Raw genomic sequence first — 18,199 nt, 5'->3', positions numbered from 1 at the left:
CACCCCGCTCGGGATCGGTCACCGACCGGTGCGCACTACGCTGGGAGGCTGATCGATCCCCCCGGGCAGGAGAGAAATGGCCGTCAATCTGGTCAATGTCGAGAACGTCAGCAAGGTGTACGGCACTCGTGCCCTCCTCGACGGCGTCTCCCTCGGCGTCTCCGAAGGCGACCGGATCGGGGTGGTGGGCCGCAACGGCGACGGCAAGACGACGCTGATCCGGATGCTGGCCAAGCTGGAGGAGGCCGACACCGGGCGCGTGACGCACTCCGGCGGGCTGCGGCTGGGCGTGCTCACGCAGCACGACTCCCTCGACCCCACCGCCACCGTGCGGCACGAGGTCATCCGGGACATGGCCGACCACGAGTGGGCGGGCAACGCCAAGATCCGGGACGTGCTCACCGGGCTCTTCGGCGGGCTCGACCTCCCCGGGTTCCCGCAGGGGCTCGACACCGTCATCGCACCCCTGTCCGGTGGTGAGCGGCGCCGTATCGCGCTGGCCAAGCTGCTCATCGAGGAGCAGGACCTGGTCGTCCTCGACGAGCCCACCAACCACCTGGACGTGGAGGGCATCGCCTGGCTGGCGAAGCATCTGCGCGAGCGCCGCTCCGCGCTGGTCTGCGTCACGCACGACCGCTGGTTCCTCGACCAGGTCTGCACGCGCATGTGGGACGTGCAGAAGGGCGACGTCTACGAGTACGAGGGCGGCTACTCGGACTACGTCTTCGCGCGTGCCGAGCGGGAGCGCATCGCCGCGACCGAGGAGGTCAAGCGGCAGAACCTGGTCCGCAAGGAGCTGGCCTGGCTGCGGCGCGGGGCACCCGCACGTACGTCCAAGCCGCGCTTCCGTGTCGAGGCCGCCAACGAGCTCATCAAGGACGTGCCGCCGCCCCGGGACAGCAGTGAGCTGATGAAGTTCGCGTCCTCGCGGCTCGGCAAGACGGTCTTCGACCTCGAGGACGTCACCGTGCAGGCCGGCCCCAAGGTGTTGCTCAAGCACGTGACCTGGCAGCTCGGCCCCGGCGACCGCATCGGCCTGGTCGGTGTCAACGGCGCCGGCAAGACCTCCCTGCTGCGGGCGATGGCGGACGCGGCCCGCAGCGAGGGCGAGACGCAGCCCGCCGGTGGCCGCGTCACCGTCGGCAAGACCGTCAAGCTCGCCTACCTCTCCCAGGAGGTCGCCGAGCTGAACCCGAACACCCGGGTCCTGGAAGCCGTCCAGCAGGTGCGCGAGCGCGTCGACCTCGGCAAGGGGCGGGAGATGACCGCCGGTCAGCTGTGCGAGACGTTCGGCTTCAACAAGGAGAAGCAGTGGACGCCGGTCGGCGACCTCTCCGGCGGTGAGCGCCGCCGACTGCAGTTGCTGCGCCTGCTGATGGACGAGCCCAACGTCCTCTTCCTCGACGAGCCCACCAACGACCTCGACATCGAGACCCTCACCCAGCTCGAGGACCTCCTCGACGGCTGGCCCGGCTCGATGATCGTCATCTCCCACGACCGGTTCTTCGTCGAGCGCACCACGGACCGTGTGTTCGCCCTCCTCGGCGACGCCACCCTGCGGATGCTGCCGCGCGGCATCGACGAGTACCTGGAGCGCCGGCGGCGGATGGAGGAGGCGGTCGCGGCGGCCGCGACGCCCGCCGCCGAGAAGCCGGCGCCCGAGCGGAGCGCAGCCGACCAGCGCGCCGCCAAGAAGGAACTCCAGAAGATCGAGCGGCAGTTGGACAAGATCTCCGAGCGGGAGACCAAGCTGCACGCCCAGATCGCCGAGAACGCCACGGACTTCGCGAAGGTGGCCGAACTGGACGCCGAGCTGCGGGAGTTGGGAGGTCAGCGCGAGGAACTGGAGCTGCGCTGGCTGGAACTCGCCGACGACGCGTGAAGGCGCGTAACAGGGGTATCACGGGCCGGTCGTCCCTTGGGAACAGGGGATGAACCGGCCCCGTGCGTTGTCGGTGGCGGGTGATAGAAAGGGCCGCCTGAGAGTTTTCTGAGTACGACGCCGGGTCACCGCGTACGTCAGGGCGTGGCCGGAAATCAGTGATCGAACGGGGGAGAGGCGCTGATGGCTCAGCCGCCCAGTCAGCCGCCGCAGGGCGGCTTCGGAGCACCGCAAGACCAGCCGCCGCACCAACCGCAGCAGCAGCCCCAGCCGCCGCAGGGCGCCTTCGGAGCGCCACCGCCCCCGCAGGGCCCGCCGCAGACGCCACCGCCTCCCCAGAGCCCGCCCGAGCCCGGTTACGGCCACCCCCAGACACCGCAGCCCCCGCAGCCACCCCAGCAACAGGGCCCGTACGCCCAGCAGTCGGGCCCCTACGCCCAGCCGGGCCCGTACGCGCAGCCCGGTCCCTACGGACAGCCCGGCCCCTACGGGCAGCCGCAGCAGCCCGGGCCGTACGGACAGCAGCCCGGTTACGGCTACCCGCCGCAGCCCCAGTACCCGGGCGCCCCCGGCACCCCGCCCCCGGGCTCCGGAGGCCGCTTCAAGGGCAGGACCGGTGTCGTGATCGCGGCGGCGGTCGCCGCGCTGGCCGTCATCGGCGGCACCGTCTACGCGGTGACCAGCGGCGGCTCGGACGACAAGAAGCCGGTCGCGCACAAGAGCGACGATCCGAAGCCGTCCGCCTCCGACACTCCGGTCGACCAGGGCGACGGCAGCGGCGACGGCGGCGCGGACCCGGAGAACCTCAACGAGGGCCGCCAGGCCGGTGAGGCGAAGGTCCTCTGGTACAAGTCGGCACCGGACGCGCCCGGCGCGGGCGCCGACGCGCCCGGCATGTGGATCACCGGCAAGGCCGCGGTGAAGGCCGCGTACAAGCAGGTGTTCGCCTTCAAGGTCGGTGACGGCACGCCGGCCTGGGGGACCGTCGGCTTCCCGCAGAAGATCTGCGCGGTCACGCCCGAGAAGTCGGCGGACGACAAGATCGTGGTCGCCTACGAGAGCGGCACCAGCGACCGCGCCAAGTGCAACAAGCTCCAGCAGCTGGACCTGAACACCGGCGCCAAGGGCTGGAGCACCACGCTCGCCGACGGCGCGCTGTTCGACAGCACCATCAGCATCAGCATGTCCGTCACCGGCCGGACGGTGATGGTGGGCCGCTCGCAGTCCGGCGTCGCGCTCGACATCGACAGCGGCAAGAAGCTGTTCGACAAGACCAAGTACGGCAGCGCCTGCTTCCCGACCGCCTTCGCGGGCGGCGGCAGGCTGATCTCCGTCGCCTCCTGCGGCGCCGGCGGGTCCGACGAGCACGACGAGATGCAGGAGCTCGACCCGAGGACCGGAAAGGTCCGGTGGACACGGAAGTTCGACAAGGGCTGGACGGTCGCGCGGACGTACTCCGTCGACCCGCTCGTCGTGTACAGCACGAACGAGGACAAGAAGGCGTGGAACATCTCCGCCTTCAACGCGAACGGCACCTTCCGCTCGCAGGTCGGCTTCGACGAGGACTTCGCGCCGCAGTGCGGCTGGGCGATCCTCTCCCGTGACCTGCAGGGCTGCAAGGGTGTCGCCTCCGACGCGACCACGCTGTACCTGCCGACGGAGGCGAGCGGCGGGGCGAACGAGGTCGTCGCGGTCAACCTCGCCACCGGCAAGGCGAAGTGGCGGGTGAAGTCCCCGGCGGACGAGTCGATGCTGCCGATGAAGGTCGAGGGCGGCAGGCTCCTCGCGTATGTGCAGCCGTCGTACGACGCGGGCGGCGAGGTCGTGTCGATCCCGACCGCCGGTTCGGACCACAAGCCGGTGAAGCTGCTGCAGAACCCGGCGTCCACGGCCCAGATCGAGAACGGCTTCTTCTCCAAGGACTTCGACTGGGTCGACGGCCGCTTCTACCTCTCGACCACCCGGCTGACCGGCAACGACGACGCGAAGGAGAAGCTGATGCTCGCCTTCGGCAAGTAGCGCGCTTCCCCGCCCCGGCCCCTGCCGTCCGTCGTCCCCACCGCCGCTCACGAGGTACCCACACCATGACCCAGCCGCCGCCCCCACCGCCCAACGAGCCCCCGCAGCAGCCCGGTTTCGGCGCCCCGCAACAGCCCCCGCAGCCGCCCGCCCAGCCGGGCCAGGGCCACCCCCAGGCCCCGCACACCCCGCCCGCGCAGCCGCCCGGCTACGGCTACCCGCAGGCCCCGCAGCCCCCGTACGGGCAGCCGCCGCAGGGACAGCCCCCGCAGCAGCCGTACGGCTACCCGGGCCAGCAGCCGAACCCCTACGCCCAGCCCACCCCGCCGTACGGCCAGCCGCCGAACCCCTATGCCCAGCAGCCCGGTTACGGCTATCCGCAGCAGACGGTGCCCCTGCAGGCGCAGTCCGGGCAGCCGGGCGGCGGGCGGAAGATCAACGCGCAGGTGGCCATCATCGTCTCCGCGATCGTCGCCATCGCGCTGATCGTCACCGGTGGCATCTGGTACGCCCATTCCGGGAAGGGCGACGGCAAGAAGGACGACACCGCGAACTCCACGGGCGGCGGTACCGGCGGGAGCGACGGCAAGAGGGGCACCGGCGGCACCTCCACCAAGGGCGAAGAGAAGGTGCCCGAGAACACCGGCTCGCACGTGCTCTACCAGATCCCGATGCCCAAGGTCGACGACACCACCGTCGTCTCCGGCTCGTGGCTGACCGACAAGGCGTACGTCAAGAGCGGTGTCGCCGAGATCAACGGCTACGACCGTGACAAGGGCACCAAGCTGTGGACGATCAAGCTGCCCGGCCCGGTCTGCACGACGAGCAGGTTCACGACGGACGACGACAGGGCCGCCGTCGTCTTCCAGCCCAGGATGCCGCCCAAGAACAGTACGGCGGGCTGCAGCCAGGTCGCGGCGATCGACCTCGACGCGGGCAGGAAGCTGTGGACGAAGACGGTCGACGCCGGTGACCAGCCGATCAACTTCGACAACGTCACGGTCAGCGGGACGACGGTCGCCGCGGGCGGCACCAGCGGCGGCGCCGCCTTCGACATCGGCAGCGGCAAGTCCCTGTGGGCCCCGAAGGCCACCGACACCTGCTACGACGCCGGGTACGGCGGCGGAAAGAAGCTGGTCGCGGTCCGCAAGTGCGGCTCCTACGGCCAGCGGCAGCTGCACATCCAGACCATCGACCCGAAGAGCGGGAAGGTGATCTCCGAGTACAAGATGAGCCAGGGCATCGAGTACGCGGCGATCGTGTCGACGAACCCCCTGGTCGTGGCGGCCGACGTCGGCGACAGCGCGGGCGACGGCAGCGGTATCTCGGACTTCTTCTCCATCGACGACAGGACCGGCAGGCTCATCACGAGGATCTCCGCACCGGGCAAGCAGTACGCGGCCCGCTGCGACGGCATCTCGAAGATCGAGTACTGCACGGGTCTCGCGGTCGGTGGCGGCAAGCTGTACATCCCCACCGAGGAGCACGACGGCACCGGCGAGTACAGCCGGACCAACGAGATCGTCGTCTTCGACCTCACCACCGGCAAGCAGACCGGCCAGCGTGCCGACGCCGGCGACGGCTACACCATCACCCCGCTGCGGATGGACGGCGACAACGTGATCGCGTACAAGCGGCCGCCGTACGACAAGGGCGGTCAGGTCGTCAGCATCGACGGCGGTACCTTCAAGGAGACCAAGCTGCTGGAGAACCCGTCCACCGAGGCGGTACGGGACGCGGAGACGAGCATGTCGCCGGACTACTCGGAGATCCTGTACTCCCAGGGCCACCTCTACATGTCCGGTGTCTTCGCGGACAAGCCGTCGGGTTCGGGCGGCAGGCAGTATCTGGCGCTCGCGTTCGGTACCGGAGGCTGAACGCCGCGTTCCCGACGATATGCAAGATATTCCGTCTATCCGGGGCACTTCTCACCGGTAGGGGGAGCGCAACGTCGAACAAGCGTGTAGCTTCCGGGGGCATGAAGAGCGGGGGAGCCGGGAGGGGGCTCCTGTCCGCGCGGACCAGTGGGCATCCATAGTGGGGCATCGATGGAGATCCATTGGGGGGACTGGGGGGTTGCTCGATGGGAGTGCGGCTCATGGTGGTCGACGACCACCGACTGCTCGCCGAGGCGCTGGCCTCGGCGCTGAAGCTGCGGGGGCACCGGGTGCTCGCCGCCGCGGCGCCCGCCGCCGGCGCGGCGGAGCTGGTGATCACCCGTGCGCCGGAGGTGTGTCTGCTGGGGACGGCTACACCGGCCGAGCCGGGCATCTTCGACCCGGTGGTACGGATCAAGCGGGAGCGTCCGCAGGTGGCGGTCCTGGTGCTGGGCCCGGTGCCCAGCCCCCGTGGCATCGCGGCGGCCTTCGCCGCGGGCGCCTCCGGCTACGTACGCCACGACGAGCGCATCGAGGGGGTCGAGCGGGCCATCATGAAGGCCCGGGCCGGCGAGGCGGCGGTCGCGCCCCAGCTGCTCCAGGGCGCGTTCAGTGAGCTGCTCAATCCCGCCGCACAGCCCGACGACGAGGGCCAGCGGCTGCTGCAGATGCTCACCCCGAGGGAGGTCGAGGTCCTGGTCCGGGTCGCCGAAGGCGAGGACACCCGGCTGATCGCGGCCGGCATGGGCATCGCCCCGTCCACCGCGCGCACCCATGTCCAGCGGGTCCTGATGAAACTGGGCGTCGGCTCCCGCCTGGAGGCGGCGGCCCTGGCCGCGCGCACGGGCCTGCTCGACCGGGCGGGACCCCTGCCGCAGCACGCGGCACCGACGGAGAGCGGGACGGGGCCGGAGGCGCTGTAGCCTCCGACCCCGTGCTCGTCATGCGGCGGGCTTGTCCGGCAGGTCCTCGGGCGTGACCTCGGGGACCGTCGGAGGGGTCGGGCGCAGCTTCAGCCAGACCAGGAAGAAGATGCCCAGCAGCAGCATCCCGATCCCGGTCCACAGGTTGATGTTGACGCCCTGGGCCTTGTCGATGGCGGACTGGTCGTCGGCGATGCCGGCGATGGTGACGATGACGCCGTAGACGACGAACAGGCCGCCGATGATGCGCCGCAGGTCGAAGATGCGGGCGGCGGTCGCCGACTTCTGCTGCAGCTCGGTGACCTCGCGCTGGACGTCCTGCTCGGTGTACCCGTGGCGCTCGGGGCGGTCGGAGGGGCTGGAAAACTCGGACATGGTCTCTCAATCCTCCCGCGGTCAGAACGAGAACGGGATGTAGCAGGCGGCCGCGATGACGATCGCGCCCCAGCCCAGCAGGGCGGGCCTGCGGTACCAGGCCTCGTCGCCGGGGGCGGGCGGCTCGGTCATGCCGGGGGAGGTGGTGCCGTAGACCAGGCCCTGGAGCTCCTCGGCGGGCTTGGGCTTGGTGAACAGGGACACGGCGACCATCACCACCGCGCCGGCGACGAAGCCGACGATCGCTGAGACGAAGTTGGCGCCCTGGTCGGAGGGGATGTCGATGATGCCCTTCTTGTAGATCACGAAGTAGTTCACCATCGCGGCCACGGTGCCCGCGAGCAGCCCCCAGAAGCCGGACTTCGTGGACGCGCGCTTCCAGAACATGCCGACGATGAAGACGACGAACATCGGCACGTTGAAGAAGGAGAACAGCGTCTGCAGGTAGCTCATGATGTTGGAGAACGACGAGGCCAGGAACGCCGTGCCGACGGAGGCGCAGACGCCGATCACCGTGATCAGGCGGCCGAAGCGGACGTAGTACTCGTCCTCGCGGCCCCGAACCACGTACCGGCCCCAGATGTCGTTGGTGAACACCGTGTTGAAGGAGGACACGTTGGCCGCCATGCCGGCCATGAAGGCGGCCAGCAGACCGGTCACCGCGATGCCGAGGACGCCGTTGGGCAGCAGCTGCGACATCAGGTAGGGGATGGCGTCGTTGTACTGGTAGCCGGACTTGGCGGTGCCGAAGCCGGGGATCAGCGCGGCGGCGACCAGGCCCGGGATCATCACGAGGAAGACGATGAAGATCTTCGGGTAGGCGGCGATCAGCGGGGTGCGCTGGCCGGCGGAGAGGTTCTTCGCGGACAGGGCGCGCTGCACCTCGGCGAAGTTGGTGGTCCAGTAGCCGAAGGACAGCACGAAGCCGAGGCCGAGCACGATGGTCAGCCAGTTGGCGCCCAGCGGGTTGGAGCTGCCGATCCCGGTGCCGCCCCAGGCGGTGGTGAAGTTCGCGCCGTGGGTCGCGGTCAGCTTGTCGGTCAGGCCGCCCCAGCCGCCGACCTTCTTCAGGCCCAGCACGAGGATCGGGATGAGGGCCGCGAGGATCACGAAGAACTGCAGCACCTCGTTGTAGATGGCGGAGGAGAGACCGCCGAGGGTGATGTACGCCAGCACGAAGGCGCCCGCCACCACGATCGCCACCCACTGCGGCCAGCCCAGCAGGGCCTCCACGACGATCGCGAGCGCGTACAGGTTCACACCGGCGATCAGAATGGCGGCGAAGGCGAACAGGATCGAACTGAGCAGGTGTGCGCCCTTGTCGAAGCGCAGCAGCAGCATCTCGGGAACCGAGCGGACCTTGCTGCCGTAGTAGAAGGGCATCATCACCAGGCCGAGGAAGACCATGGCGGGAATGGCGCCGATCCAGTACCAGTGCACGGTGTACGCGCCGTACTGGGCGCTGTTGGCCGCCATGCCGAGAATCTCGGTGGCGGCGAGATTGGCGGAGATGAAGGCGAGGCCGGTGATCCAGGCGGGCAGGGAGCGGCCGGAGAGGAAGAAGTCGAGGCTGGTCTTCACCGATCTGCGGGCGGCGAAGCCGATGCCGAGGACGACGGCGAAGTAGATGGCGAGGATCGTGTAGTCGAGCCCGTTCGTGGGGAGTCGGAGCTCGGCCGCCAGGTATGGGGGGATGTGCACCTGGTTGTTCAACACTTTTGCTGATGTCCTTTGTTTGATTGTGACGTTGACGCAGGTGGTGCCTTGTGTTTCGATGTGTTTGGTTCTGTTTGAAGATTGAGTGGCTCGAATAGGGAGTCGCAGTGAAGAAGACCTCGACCCGCCTGGCCGACGGTCGCGAGTTGATCTACTACGACCTGCGCGACGACAACGTCCGCGACGCGGTGGACAAGCGACCGCTGGAGCGGACCCACACCACCTCCGAGATCCGCCGTGATCCGCTGCTCGGCGACAGTGTTGCCATCGCCTCGCACCGGCAGGGACGCACCTACCACCCGCCGGCCGACGAGTGCCCCCTGTGTCCGTCCAAGGACGGCAGGCTGAGCGAGATCCCGGACTCCTCGTACGACGTCGTGGTCTTCGAGAACCGTTTCCCCTCCCTGGCCGGCGACTCCGGGCGCTGTGAGGTCGTCTGCTTCACCTCCGACCACAACGCCTCCTTCGCGGACCTCACCGAGGAACAGGCCGCCCTGGTCCTGGAGGCGTGGACCGACCGCACCTCCGAGCTGTCGCATCTCCCCTCCGTGGCGCAGGTGTTCTGCTTCGAGAACCGGGGTGCGGAGATCGGTGTGACCCTCGGACATCCGCACGGCCAGATCTACGCGTACCCCTTCACCACCCCTCGCACCGCACTGATGCTGGGCCAACTCGCCCAGCACAAGGAGGCGACCGGCGGGGAGAACCTCTTCGATCATGTTCTCGAGCGTGAACTCGCCGACGAGCGCGTCGTCCTCGAGGGCGAACACTGGGTGGCCTTCGTGCCGTACGCGGCGCACTGGCCCTACGAGGTCCACCTCTACCCCAAGCGCCGGGTGCCCGACCTGCTCGGACTCGACGAGGACGCGCGCACAGAGTTCCCCAAGGTGTACCTGGAACTCTTGAGGCGCTTCGACCGGATCTTCGGTGAAAATGAGCCGCCGACGCCGTACATCGCGGCCTGGCACCAGGCGCCCTTCGGCGCCCTGGAGGAGTTCGATGGCGTCAACCGGGACGACTTCGCGCTCCACCTCGAGCTTTTCACCATCCGCCGAACCTCCGGCAAGCTGAAGTTCCTCGCGGGTTCCGAGTCCGGCATGAGTGTGTTCATCAACGACATCCGGCCGGAGGCCGCGGCCGAGCGACTGCGAGAGGTAGCGAGTTGATGAAGTACCTGGTGACGGGTGGCGCGGGTTACGTCGGCAGTGTCGTGGCCCAGCACCTGCTGGAGGCCGGACACGAGGTCGTCGTCCTCGACAACCTGACGACCGGTTTCCGCGAGGGCGTCCCCGCCGGGGCCGCGTTCGTCGAGGGCGACATCCGTGACGCCGCGAAGTGGCTGGACTCCTCCTTCGACGCGGTCCTGCACTTCGCCGCCTCCTCCCAGGTCGGCGAGTCGGTCGTGAAGCCCGAGAAGTACTGGGACAACAACGTCGGCGGCACCATGGCCCTGCTCGGCGCGATGCGCGACGCGGGCGTGCGCAAGCTCGTCTTCTCCTCCACCGCGGCCACCTACGGCGAGCCCGAGCAGGTCCCGATCGTCGAGACCGCGCCCACCAGGCCGACCAACCCCTACGGCGCCACCAAGCTCGCCGTCGACCACATGATCACCGGCGAGGCGAACGCCCACGGCCTGGCCGCGGTCTCCCTGCGCTACTTCAACGTGGCCGGCGCCTACGGCACCTGCGGCGAGCGCCACGACCCCGAGTCCCACCTGATCCCGCTCGTGCTCCAGGTCGCGCAGGGCCGCCGTGAGGCCATCTCCGTCTACGGCGACGACTACCCGACGCCGGACGGTACCTGCGTGCGCGACTACATCCACGTCGCGGACCTCGCCGAGGCCCATCTGCTCGCCCTCGGGGCCGCCACCCCCGGCGAGCACCTGATCTGCAACCTCGGCAACGGCGAGGGCTTCTCGGTCCGCGAGGTGATCGAGACCGTCCGCCGGGTCACCGGGCACCCGATCCCCGAGGTCGTGGCCCCGCGCCGGGGCGGCGACCCGGCGGTCCTGGTGGCCTCGGCCGCCTCGGCCCGCGAGAAGCTCGGCTGGAACCCGTCCCGCGCGGACCTCGCGGGCATCGTCGCGGACGCCTGGGAGTTCGCTCAGCACATCGCAAGGGAGCAGTAGTGGGTGCACAGCAGGTCCGGGAAGGCTTCGCCGCGCTGTACGGGGCCGAGCCGGAGGGTGTCTGGTCGGCGCCGGGACGCGTCAACCTCATCGGTGAGCACACCGACTACAACGACGGCTTCGTGATGCCCTTCGCGCTGCCGCACGTGGCGACGGCGGCCGTCTCCCGGCGCACGGACGGCGTCCTGCGCCTGCACTCCGAGGACGTCGAGGGCGGCGTCGCGGAGCTGCGCCTGGACGACCTGGCCCCCGAGTCGGACCGGAACTGGACGGCGTACCCGGCGGGCGTGGTCTGGGCCCTGCGCGAGGCCGGCCACGCCGTGACCGGCGCCGACGTCCACCTCGCCTCCACGGTCCCCTCGGGCGCCGGCCTGTCCTCGTCGGCGGCGCTGGAGGTCGTGATCGCGCTCGCCCTCAACGACCTGTACGAACTGGGTCTGCAGCGCTGGCAGCTGGCCCGGCTGTGCCAGCGCGCCGAGAACGTCTACGTCGGCGCCCCGACCGGCATCATGGACCAGACGGCGTCCGCCTGCTGCGAGGAAGGCCACGCCCTCTTCCTCGACACCCGGGACCTCTCCCAGCAGCAGATCCCCTTCGACCTGGCCGCCGAGGGCATGCGTCTGCTGGTGGTGGACACCCAGGTCAAGCACGCCCACAGCGAGGGCGAGTACGGCAAGCGCCGGGCCGGCTGCGAGCGGGGCGCGGCCCTGCTCGGCGTCGACGCCCTGCGTGACATCCCCTACGCCGACCTCGACGAGGCCCTCGCGCGGCTCGGTGACGACGAGGAGGCGGTCCGCCTGGTCCGCCACGTCGTCACGGAGGACGAGCGGGTGGAGCAGACCGTGGCCCTGCTGCGCTCGGGCGAGACCCGCGCCATCGGCCCGGTCCTGGTCGCGGGGCACGCCTCCCTGCGCGACGACTTCCGCATCTCCTGCCCGGAGCTGGACCTGGTCGTCGACACCGCCCTGGCCGCCGGCGCGCTCGGCGCCCGGATGACCGGCGGCGGCTTCGGCGGCTCGGCGATCGTCCTGGCGGAGGCCGCCGACGTGGACACGATCACCAAGGCGGTCGAGGAGTCCTTCGCGGCGGCCGGCTTCACCGCACCGCGGGTCTTCGAGGCGGTACCGGCGGCGGGCGCCCGCAGGGTCAGCTGAGCCGCTTCGTCAGGGTGTACTCCGTGATCCCCGGCGGATAGTCGGGGATCACGCACACCACGTCATACCCCTGCTTGCGGTAGAAGTCCGGCGCCTGGAAGTCCCACGTCTCCAGCCGGGCGGACGCGCACCCGCGTTCGTCCCGCGCCAGGGCCTCCGCCGTCGCGAGCAGTTGCGAACCCAGACCCGTGCCGCGATGGCGTTCGTCCACCCACAGATAGGTCACGTGCAGCCACGTCGTCCACGTGTGGCCGACCAGTCCGCCCGCCAGCTCACCCGCCTCGTCCAACGCCCAGACGTGGAGCGGAAGTTCGCGTTCACCTGGGGTTCCGCGCAGGGCGCGCAGCACGGGGGAGGCCGCCGTGTTGGTGTCTCGGAGCCGGATTCGGAGAAGATCGCGCCGGGCCTTGTCGACTTCTGTCTCAAGACGAAACATGCGGCTCACGATAAACGTGCCGGACAGCCAGTTCTGCAAATTACCTTCCCCTCCCGGCCCCCGGCCGTACCCTGATGAACAGCACCGGTGGGGGCCGGTGCCGATCAGGGGGCGAGACAGTCGGGTTCGACGCCCGAAGTGGGGGTAGCAGTTCCGCACGGCGGCGGCCGCGGCGGCCCATCGCGCTTCGGGCGTCGTACCCGCGCCCGTACCGTCTCCCGACAAAGGGGTCCCCTGCTCTTCAAGGAGCTTGGGGAAGGGGGTTTCGTGGTTCGCATCCGAGTCCTGGTCGTCGACGACCATCGCATCTTCGCCGAGTCGCTCGCCGCAGCCCTGGCGGCCGAGCCCGACGTCGACGTCTCCGCCGCCGGCAGCGGTCCCGCCGCGCTGCGCAGCCTGGAGCGCGCGGCCGCCGAGGGCCGCCGTTTCGACGTCCTGCTCGTCGACTCCGACCTGGGCGGCAACCTGCCCGGCGTGCGGCCCGCCGTGCCCGTCCACGACAACGACGAGGACGGACTGGTCGACGGCATCTCGCTGGTCGCCGGGGTGCGCACCGCGCAGCCGGGCGTACGGATCGTCGTGCTCGCCGAGAAGGACGATCCGCGGCGCGCCGCGCTCGCCCTGCAGGCCGGGGCCTCCGGCTGGGTGGCCAAGGACTGTTCGCTGTCCAGACTGCTCAACGTCATCCGGGGCGTCCTGCGCGACGAGACGCATCTGCCGCCCGCCCTGCTCACCGGCGTCCTCAGGGAGCTGACGGCCGCCCGCAAGCACCGCACCGAGAGCGAGCGGCTGGTGGAGTCCCTCACCCCGAGGGAGCGCGAGGTGCTGCGCTGCATGGTCGCGGGCCTGGGCCGCAAGGCGGTCGCCGAGCGGCTGTTCCTCTCCCCGCACACCGTCCGCACCCATATGCAGAACGTCCTGGGCAAGCTCGGCGTGCACAGCACCCTGGCCGCCGTCGCCCTCGCCCGCCGGGCCGGCGTCGGGCCCGTGGACCTAGCCGGGGATGTTGTCGAACGGGGCGGTCAGCTGGCGTAGCAGTCCCGCGAGTTCTCCGCGCTGGGCGCGGGAGAGCTCGGCGAGGATCGCCCGCTCCTGGTCGAGCAGTCCGGCGAGGGCCTGGTCCGCGCGGTCCCGGCCCTCGTCCGTCAGGCGCACCAGCACCCCGCGCCGGTCGCTGGGGTCGGGCAGCCGCTCCACCAGGCCCTTCTTCGCGAGCCGGTCGATGCGGTTGGTCATGGTGCCCGAGGTGACCAGGGTCTGGGTCAGCAGCTGGCCGGGGGAGAGCTGGTAGGGGGCGCCCGCGCGCCGGAGCGCGGTCAGCACGTCGAACTCCCAGGGCTCCAGGGCGTGCTCGGCGAAGGCCAGCCGACGGGCCCGGTCCAGATGCCGGGCCAGTCTGCTCACCCGGCTGAGCACCTCGAGCGGTTCCACATCGAGGTCCGGGCGCTCCCGACGCCATGCCGCGACCAGCCGATCGACCTCGTCCTCCATGGCGATCAGTGTAGTGGTTGTGTCGATGTGAAGTCTCTTGACGTGAAGTCTCTTGACATCAAGAGAATTTCCCGGGGAAGGTGGATGCCATGAGCACTCCCGCCTGGGATCCGGCCCAGTACCTCCGTCACGCCGGCCACCGCGCCCGCCCCTTCGTCGACCTCCTCGCCCGCGTCCCCGACCTGCCGAGCGCCACGCCCGCCGTCGCCGACCTCGGCTGCGGCCCCGGCAACGTCACCGTCCTGCTCGCCGACCGCTGGCCCACCGCGCACATCACCGGCTACGACAACTCGCCCGACATGCTCGACCGCGCCCTCACCGAGCACGAGGGGCCCACGCCCGGCGGGGGGCGCCTGGACTTCTCGTACGCCGACGTCCGCACCTGGGCGCCCCCGCAGCCGTACGACCTGATCGTCAGCAACGCCACCCTGCAGTGGGTGCCCGGGCACGTCGATCGGTTCGGTGACTGGATCGCGGGGCTCAGGCCCGGCGGCACCTTCGCCTTCCAGGTGCCGGGCAACTTCTCCGCCCCCAGCCACCAGCTGATGCGAGAACTCGCCCACTCCGCCCGCTTCAAGGACCGCCTCGCCGACGTCCTCCGCCACGACGACGTCGTCCTCGCCCCGCGGACCTACCTGGAGAGGCTGACCTCCCTGGGCTGTGAGGCAGACGTGTGGGAGACGACGTACGTCCATCTGCTGACCGGCGAGGACCCGGTGCTGGACTGGGTGAAGGGGACCGGGCTGCGGCCGGTGCTGACCGCCCTCGCCGACGACCCGGCGGCCCGGGACGCGTTCCTCGCCGAGTACCGGGCGGCCCTGCGGGAGGCGTATCCGGCGACTGGCCACGGCACGCCGTTCCCCTTCCGCCGTATCTTCGCCGTGGCCCGCAAGGAGGCCTGATGCTCGCCGCCGTCGACCATGTCCAGCTCGCCGCCCCGGCCGGCTGCGAGGACCTGCTGCGCGCCTACTACGTCGACGTCCTCGGTATGGCCGAGATCCCCAAGCCGCCGGTGCTCGCGGCGCGGGGAGGATGCTGGTTCCGGGCGGGGGCCGTCCAGCTGCACCTCGGGATCGAAGCGGACTTCAGGCCGGCGAAGAAGGCGCATCCGGGGCTGCGGGTCACGGACATCGAGGCGTACGCCGCGCGGCTCGAGGCGGGCGGGGCGCGGGTGGTGTGGGACGGCGAGCTGCCGGGGCACCGGCGCTTCTACTCCGAGGACCCGGTGGGCAACCGGCTGGAGTTCCTTCAGCCGCTGGAGGGTGTTTGCACGGCCCCGTGAGGGTTACCCGGTGTCGCGAGGAATGCAGTCTCTCGTCACTGGGAGTGATTTCACATGGCAGGCGAGCAGAAGGCCAAGGGCAAGACCGAGCAGGCCAAGGGCAAGGCCAAGGAGACGATCGGCCGGGCCGTGGGCAACGAGAGCATGGAGGCCGAGGGCCGTCTGGAGCAGTCCAAGGGCGACGCCCGCCAGGCCAAGGAGAAGGCCAAGGACGCCTTCAAGCACTGACACACACTGACACGCACGCCACAGGAGCGCTCAGCTCTTGCGGTGTCCTATGAGCCGCGGCTTCTGCTCCAGCCCGTCCAGCCCGTGCCACGCCAGGTTCACCAGGTGGGCCGCGACCTCCGCCTTCTTCGGACGGCGTACGTCCAGCCACCACTGGCCGGTCAACGCGACCATGCCGACCAGGGCCTGCGCGTACAGGGGGGCGAGCTTGGGGTCGAAGCCGCGGCTCTTGAACTCCCGGCCCAGGATGTCCTCGACCTGCGTGGCGATGTCCGAGATCAGGGACGCGAAGGTGCCGGTCGACTGGGGGATGGGGGAGTCACGGACCAGGATGCGGAAGCCGTCCGTGTACTCCTCGATGTAGTCGAGGAGCGCGAAGGCGGCCTGCTCGCACAGCTCCCGCGGATGACCGGCCGTCAGCGAACTGGTGACCATGTCCAGCAGCCGCCGCATCTCGCGGTCCACCACCACCGCGTACAGGCCCTCCTTGCCGCCGAAGTGCTCGTACACCACCGGCTTGGACACCCCGGCCTTCGCCGCGATCTCCTCCACCGAGGTGCCCTCGAAACCCTTCGCGGCGAAGAGGGTGCGGCCGATCTCCAGCAGCTGCTGACGGCGCTCGGCGCCGGTCATCCGGGTGCGCCGTGCGCGCCGGGGTTTGTCGTTGCTCTCGGTGCTGCTGGAGTCGGTCGCCACGGCGTCAATCATGCCGCCTCGGCGGTCTCCTTCCGGCGCTCGGAGCCCTCTTCCCCGGTCTTCCGGCGCGAATCGATACGCGAGCGTGACGGCCAGCGCACGTCGTACGCCCAGCCGAACGCCTCGAACCAGCGGATGATCCGGGCCGAGGAGTCCACCTGCCAGCGCTCCACACCGTGCCGCGCCGAGGTCGGGTCGGCGTGGTGCAGGTTGTGCCAGGACTCACCGCAGGAGAGCACGGCCAGCCACCACACGTTGCCCGAGCGGTCCCGCGACTTGAAGGGCCGCTTGCCGACCGCGTGGCAGATCGAGTTGATCGACCAGGTCACGTGGTGCAGCAGAGCCACCCGAACGAGGGACCCCCAGAAGAAGCCGGTGAACGCGCCCCACCACGACATCGTGACGAGGCCGCCGATCACGGCGGGCAGGGCCAGCGACAGGATCGTCCAGTAGATGAACTGCCGGGAGATCGCGCGGATCGCCGGATCCTTGATCAGATCGGGCGCGTACTTGTCCTGCGGTGTCTGCTCCTCGTCGAACATCCACCCGATGTGCGCCCACCACAGTCCCTTCATCAGGGCCGGGAGCGTCTCGCCGAATCGCCACGGAGAGTGCGGGTCGCCCTCCGCGTCCGAGAACTTGTGATGCTTGCGGTGGTCCGCCACCCATCGCACGATCGGGCCCTCGACGGCCATCGAGCCGGCGATCGCCAGCGCGATCCGCAGCGGCCGCTTGGCCTTGAACGAGCCATGGGTGAAGTAGCGGTGGAAACCGATCGTGATGCCGTGGCAGCCCAGGTAGTAGAAGAAGACCATCAGCCCGAGGTCGAGCCAGCTCACGCCCCACCCCCAGGCCAGCGGAACCGCGGCTACGAGCGCCAGGAACGGGACGACGATGAAGAGCAGCAGAGCGATCTGCTCGATCGAGTGCTTCTTCTCGCCACCCAGGGTGGCCGAGGCGAGTGGGGTGTCGTTCGCCTTCGGGGCGTCATCGATCACATCGGAACTTGTGGTCATGGGCGTCCCCTGTGGGGTTCGAGGGTTGAGACAGATACCGGACGGCTACCGCAACCATGCCCGGGTACCGTTACAACGGTCCCTACGGTTCCGTAACCTACGGCATCGTAAGTATGGCAGTGCGCTGCCCGGCGGCAAGAGCCCGACAGTCTGCGCGTCCGCATGGACACCTATCCTTGGAGTCGGTCGGACAGCGCGGTCCGCTCTGATTCCTTCCCGGATGCATGGGCCGTATGCGGCGCCCGCCGCGCGGCCCTGCCGCCGGGTTCCCTCCCGGACGAGCTTCAACACTGCAAGGAGCCGCACCTGTGAGCAGTGCCGACGACCTGAACCCGACGACCAGCAGCGAGCTGCGTGCCGACATCCGCCGGCTGGGCGACCTCCTGGGCGAGACCCTCGTCCGCCAGGAGGGCCCCGAGCTGCTGGAACTCGTCGAGAAGGTACGCCGCCTCACCCGCGAGGACGGAGAGGCCGCCGCCGAGCTGCTGCGCGGCACCGAACTGGAGACCGCCGCCAAGCTCGTGCGCGCCTTCTCCACCTACTTCCACCTGGCCAACGTCACCGAACAGGTCCACCGAGGCCGCGAGCTGCGCGCCCGGCGTGCCGCCGAGGGCGGACTGCTCGCCCGCACCGCCGACCGGCTCAAGGACGCCGACCCCGAGCACCTGCGCCAGACCGTCGCCAACCTCAACGTCCGCCCGGTGTTCACCGCCCACCCGACCGAGGCCGCGCGCCGGTCGGTCCTCAACAAGCTCCGGCGCATCGCCGCGCTCCTGGAGACCCCGGTCATCGAGGCCGACCGCCGCCGCTACGACACCCGGCTGGCCGAGAACATCGACCTCGTCTGGCAGACGGACGAACTGCGCGTCGTCCGCCCCGAGCCCGCCGACGAGGCCCGCAACGCCATCTACTACCTCGACGAACTCCACGCCGGCGCCGTCGGCGACGTCCTGGAGGACCTCACCGCCGAACTGGA

The 18,199-nt window shown here is 70.0% G+C and carries 18 protein-coding genes; 12 read left to right on the top strand and 6 right to left on the bottom strand.

Annotation, left to right across the window (positions count from 1 at the left end):
• The first annotated feature begins 76 nt into the window (after positions 1 to 76).
• The 4 genes from ABZZ74_RS35910 to ABZZ74_RS35895 all read left to right on the top strand — a co-directional run bounded on the left by ABZZ74_RS35910 (position 77) and on the right by ABZZ74_RS35895 (position 6,701).
• Complete coding sequence (locus tag ABZZ74_RS35910) at positions 77 to 1,882, top strand: ABC-F family ATP-binding cassette domain-containing protein (RefSeq protein WP_356772244.1); 1,806 nt, start codon at positions 77 to 79, stop codon at positions 1,880 to 1,882.
• 183 nt (positions 1,883 to 2,065) lie between these two features.
• Positions 2,066 to 3,901, top strand: a complete 1,836-nt coding sequence (locus tag ABZZ74_RS35905; protein ID WP_356772242.1) for a PQQ-binding-like beta-propeller repeat protein — start codon at positions 2,066 to 2,068, stop codon at positions 3,899 to 3,901.
• Between the two features lie 65 nt (positions 3,902 to 3,966).
• Complete coding sequence (locus ABZZ74_RS35900) at positions 3,967 to 5,778, top strand: PQQ-binding-like beta-propeller repeat protein (RefSeq protein ID WP_356772240.1); 1,812 nt, start codon at positions 3,967 to 3,969, stop codon at positions 5,776 to 5,778.
• Between the two features lie 206 nt (positions 5,779 to 5,984).
• Positions 5,985 to 6,701, top strand: coding sequence for a response regulator transcription factor (locus tag ABZZ74_RS35895; protein WP_356772238.1), 717 nt, complete (start codon positions 5,985 to 5,987; stop codon positions 6,699 to 6,701).
• 18 nt (positions 6,702 to 6,719) lie between these two features.
• On the opposite strand, the gene ABZZ74_RS35890 is transcribed toward ABZZ74_RS35895, so the two are convergent.
• The gene (locus ABZZ74_RS35890) at positions 6,720 to 7,076 is read right to left on the bottom strand and encodes a hypothetical protein (RefSeq protein WP_356772236.1); all 357 of its coding nucleotides are present in this window, start codon (positions 7,074 to 7,076) and stop codon (positions 6,720 to 6,722) included.
• A 21-nt stretch (positions 7,077 to 7,097) separates the two neighbouring features.
• Positions 7,098 to 8,777 (bottom strand): sodium:solute symporter family protein, encoded by a 1,680-nt coding sequence (locus tag ABZZ74_RS35885; protein WP_356772353.1) that lies wholly within the window; start codon positions 8,775 to 8,777, stop codon positions 7,098 to 7,100.
• A 122-nt stretch (positions 8,778 to 8,899) separates the two neighbouring features.
• On the opposite strand from ABZZ74_RS35885, the gene galT reads away from it, so the two are divergent.
• The 3 genes from galT to galK are packed head-to-tail and all read left to right on the top strand — an operon-like array spanning position 8,900 to position 12,074.
• Positions 8,900 to 9,958 (top strand): galactose-1-phosphate uridylyltransferase, encoded by a 1,059-nt coding sequence (galT, locus tag ABZZ74_RS35880; RefSeq protein WP_356772234.1) that lies wholly within the window; start codon positions 8,900 to 8,902, stop codon positions 9,956 to 9,958.
• On the top strand, positions 9,958 to 10,920 hold the full coding sequence (gene galE, locus ABZZ74_RS35875; RefSeq protein WP_356772232.1) for a UDP-glucose 4-epimerase GalE: 963 nt from the start codon (positions 9,958 to 9,960) through the stop codon (positions 10,918 to 10,920). The genes galT and galE overlap by 1 nt, the downstream gene beginning before the upstream one ends.
• The gene (gene galK, locus ABZZ74_RS35870; protein WP_356772230.1) at positions 10,920 to 12,074 is read left to right on the top strand and encodes a galactokinase; all 1,155 of its coding nucleotides are present in this window, start codon (positions 10,920 to 10,922) and stop codon (positions 12,072 to 12,074) included. The genes galE and galK overlap by 1 nt, the downstream gene beginning before the upstream one ends.
• Here galK and ABZZ74_RS35865 read toward each other — a convergent pair.
• Positions 12,067 to 12,522, bottom strand: a complete 456-nt coding sequence (locus ABZZ74_RS35865) for a GNAT family N-acetyltransferase (RefSeq protein ID WP_356772351.1) — start codon at positions 12,520 to 12,522, stop codon at positions 12,067 to 12,069. The genes galK and ABZZ74_RS35865 overlap by 8 nt on opposite strands.
• A 255-nt stretch (positions 12,523 to 12,777) precedes the next feature.
• Between ABZZ74_RS35865 and ABZZ74_RS35860 the strand changes: the two genes are divergently transcribed.
• The gene (locus ABZZ74_RS35860) at positions 12,778 to 13,545 is read left to right on the top strand and encodes a response regulator transcription factor (protein WP_133045890.1); all 768 of its coding nucleotides are present in this window, start codon (positions 12,778 to 12,780) and stop codon (positions 13,543 to 13,545) included.
• Here the strand turns inward: ABZZ74_RS35860 and tamR are convergent.
• Positions 13,504 to 14,001 carry a MarR family transcriptional regulator TamR gene (tamR, locus tag ABZZ74_RS35855; RefSeq protein ID WP_208781221.1) on the bottom strand — a complete coding sequence of 166 codons (498 nt, stop codon included), beginning with the start codon at positions 13,999 to 14,001 and terminating at the stop codon, positions 13,504 to 13,506. The genes ABZZ74_RS35860 and tamR overlap by 42 nt on opposite strands.
• A gap of 89 nt (positions 14,002 to 14,090) precedes the next feature.
• Between tamR and ABZZ74_RS35850 the strand changes: the two genes are divergently transcribed.
• Genes ABZZ74_RS35850 through ABZZ74_RS35840 form a run of 3 tightly spaced genes read left to right on the top strand, consistent with a single transcriptional unit; the run spans position 14,091 to position 15,511 of the window.
• Entirely contained in the window at positions 14,091 to 14,903 is an 813-nt protein-coding gene (locus ABZZ74_RS35850) for a trans-aconitate 2-methyltransferase (RefSeq protein WP_356772227.1), read from the top strand.
• Positions 14,903 to 15,283, top strand: a complete 381-nt coding sequence (locus ABZZ74_RS35845; RefSeq protein WP_356772225.1) for a VOC family protein — start codon at positions 14,903 to 14,905, stop codon at positions 15,281 to 15,283. Before ABZZ74_RS35850 ends, ABZZ74_RS35845 begins: the two co-directional genes overlap by 1 nt.
• 54 nt (positions 15,284 to 15,337) lie before the next feature.
• The gene (locus ABZZ74_RS35840; protein ID WP_208781218.1) at positions 15,338 to 15,511 is read left to right on the top strand and encodes a CsbD family protein; all 174 of its coding nucleotides are present in this window, start codon (positions 15,338 to 15,340) and stop codon (positions 15,509 to 15,511) included.
• Positions 15,512 to 15,541: 30 nt separating this feature from the next.
• Here the strand turns inward: ABZZ74_RS35840 and ABZZ74_RS35835 are convergent, their stop codons facing one another.
• Together ABZZ74_RS35835 and ABZZ74_RS35830 are read right to left on the bottom strand one after the other, a co-directional pair.
• A complete protein-coding gene (locus tag ABZZ74_RS35835; protein ID WP_208781217.1) occupies positions 15,542 to 16,219 on the bottom strand; it encodes a TetR/AcrR family transcriptional regulator in 678 nt (225 codons plus the stop codon).
• Positions 16,216 to 17,223 (bottom strand): fatty acid desaturase, encoded by a 1,008-nt coding sequence (locus ABZZ74_RS35830; RefSeq protein WP_356772223.1) that lies wholly within the window; start codon positions 17,221 to 17,223, stop codon positions 16,216 to 16,218. The genes ABZZ74_RS35835 and ABZZ74_RS35830 overlap by 4 nt, the downstream gene beginning before the upstream one ends.
• 308 nt (positions 17,224 to 17,531) lie before the next feature.
• Here ABZZ74_RS35830 and ABZZ74_RS35825 point away from each other — a divergent pair.
• A partial coding sequence (locus ABZZ74_RS35825; protein WP_356772221.1) for a phosphoenolpyruvate carboxylase occupies positions 17,532 to 18,199 on the top strand: 668 nt, incomplete at its 3' end.

This window comes from Streptomyces sp. NPDC006476 (assembly GCF_040612015.1).
Lineage (GTDB): Bacteria > Actinomycetota > Actinomycetes > Streptomycetales > Streptomycetaceae > Streptomyces > Streptomyces griseorubiginosus_B.
Note: the sequence above shows the minus strand (reverse complement) of the source record. Positions and strands in the feature narration are given on the sequence as shown.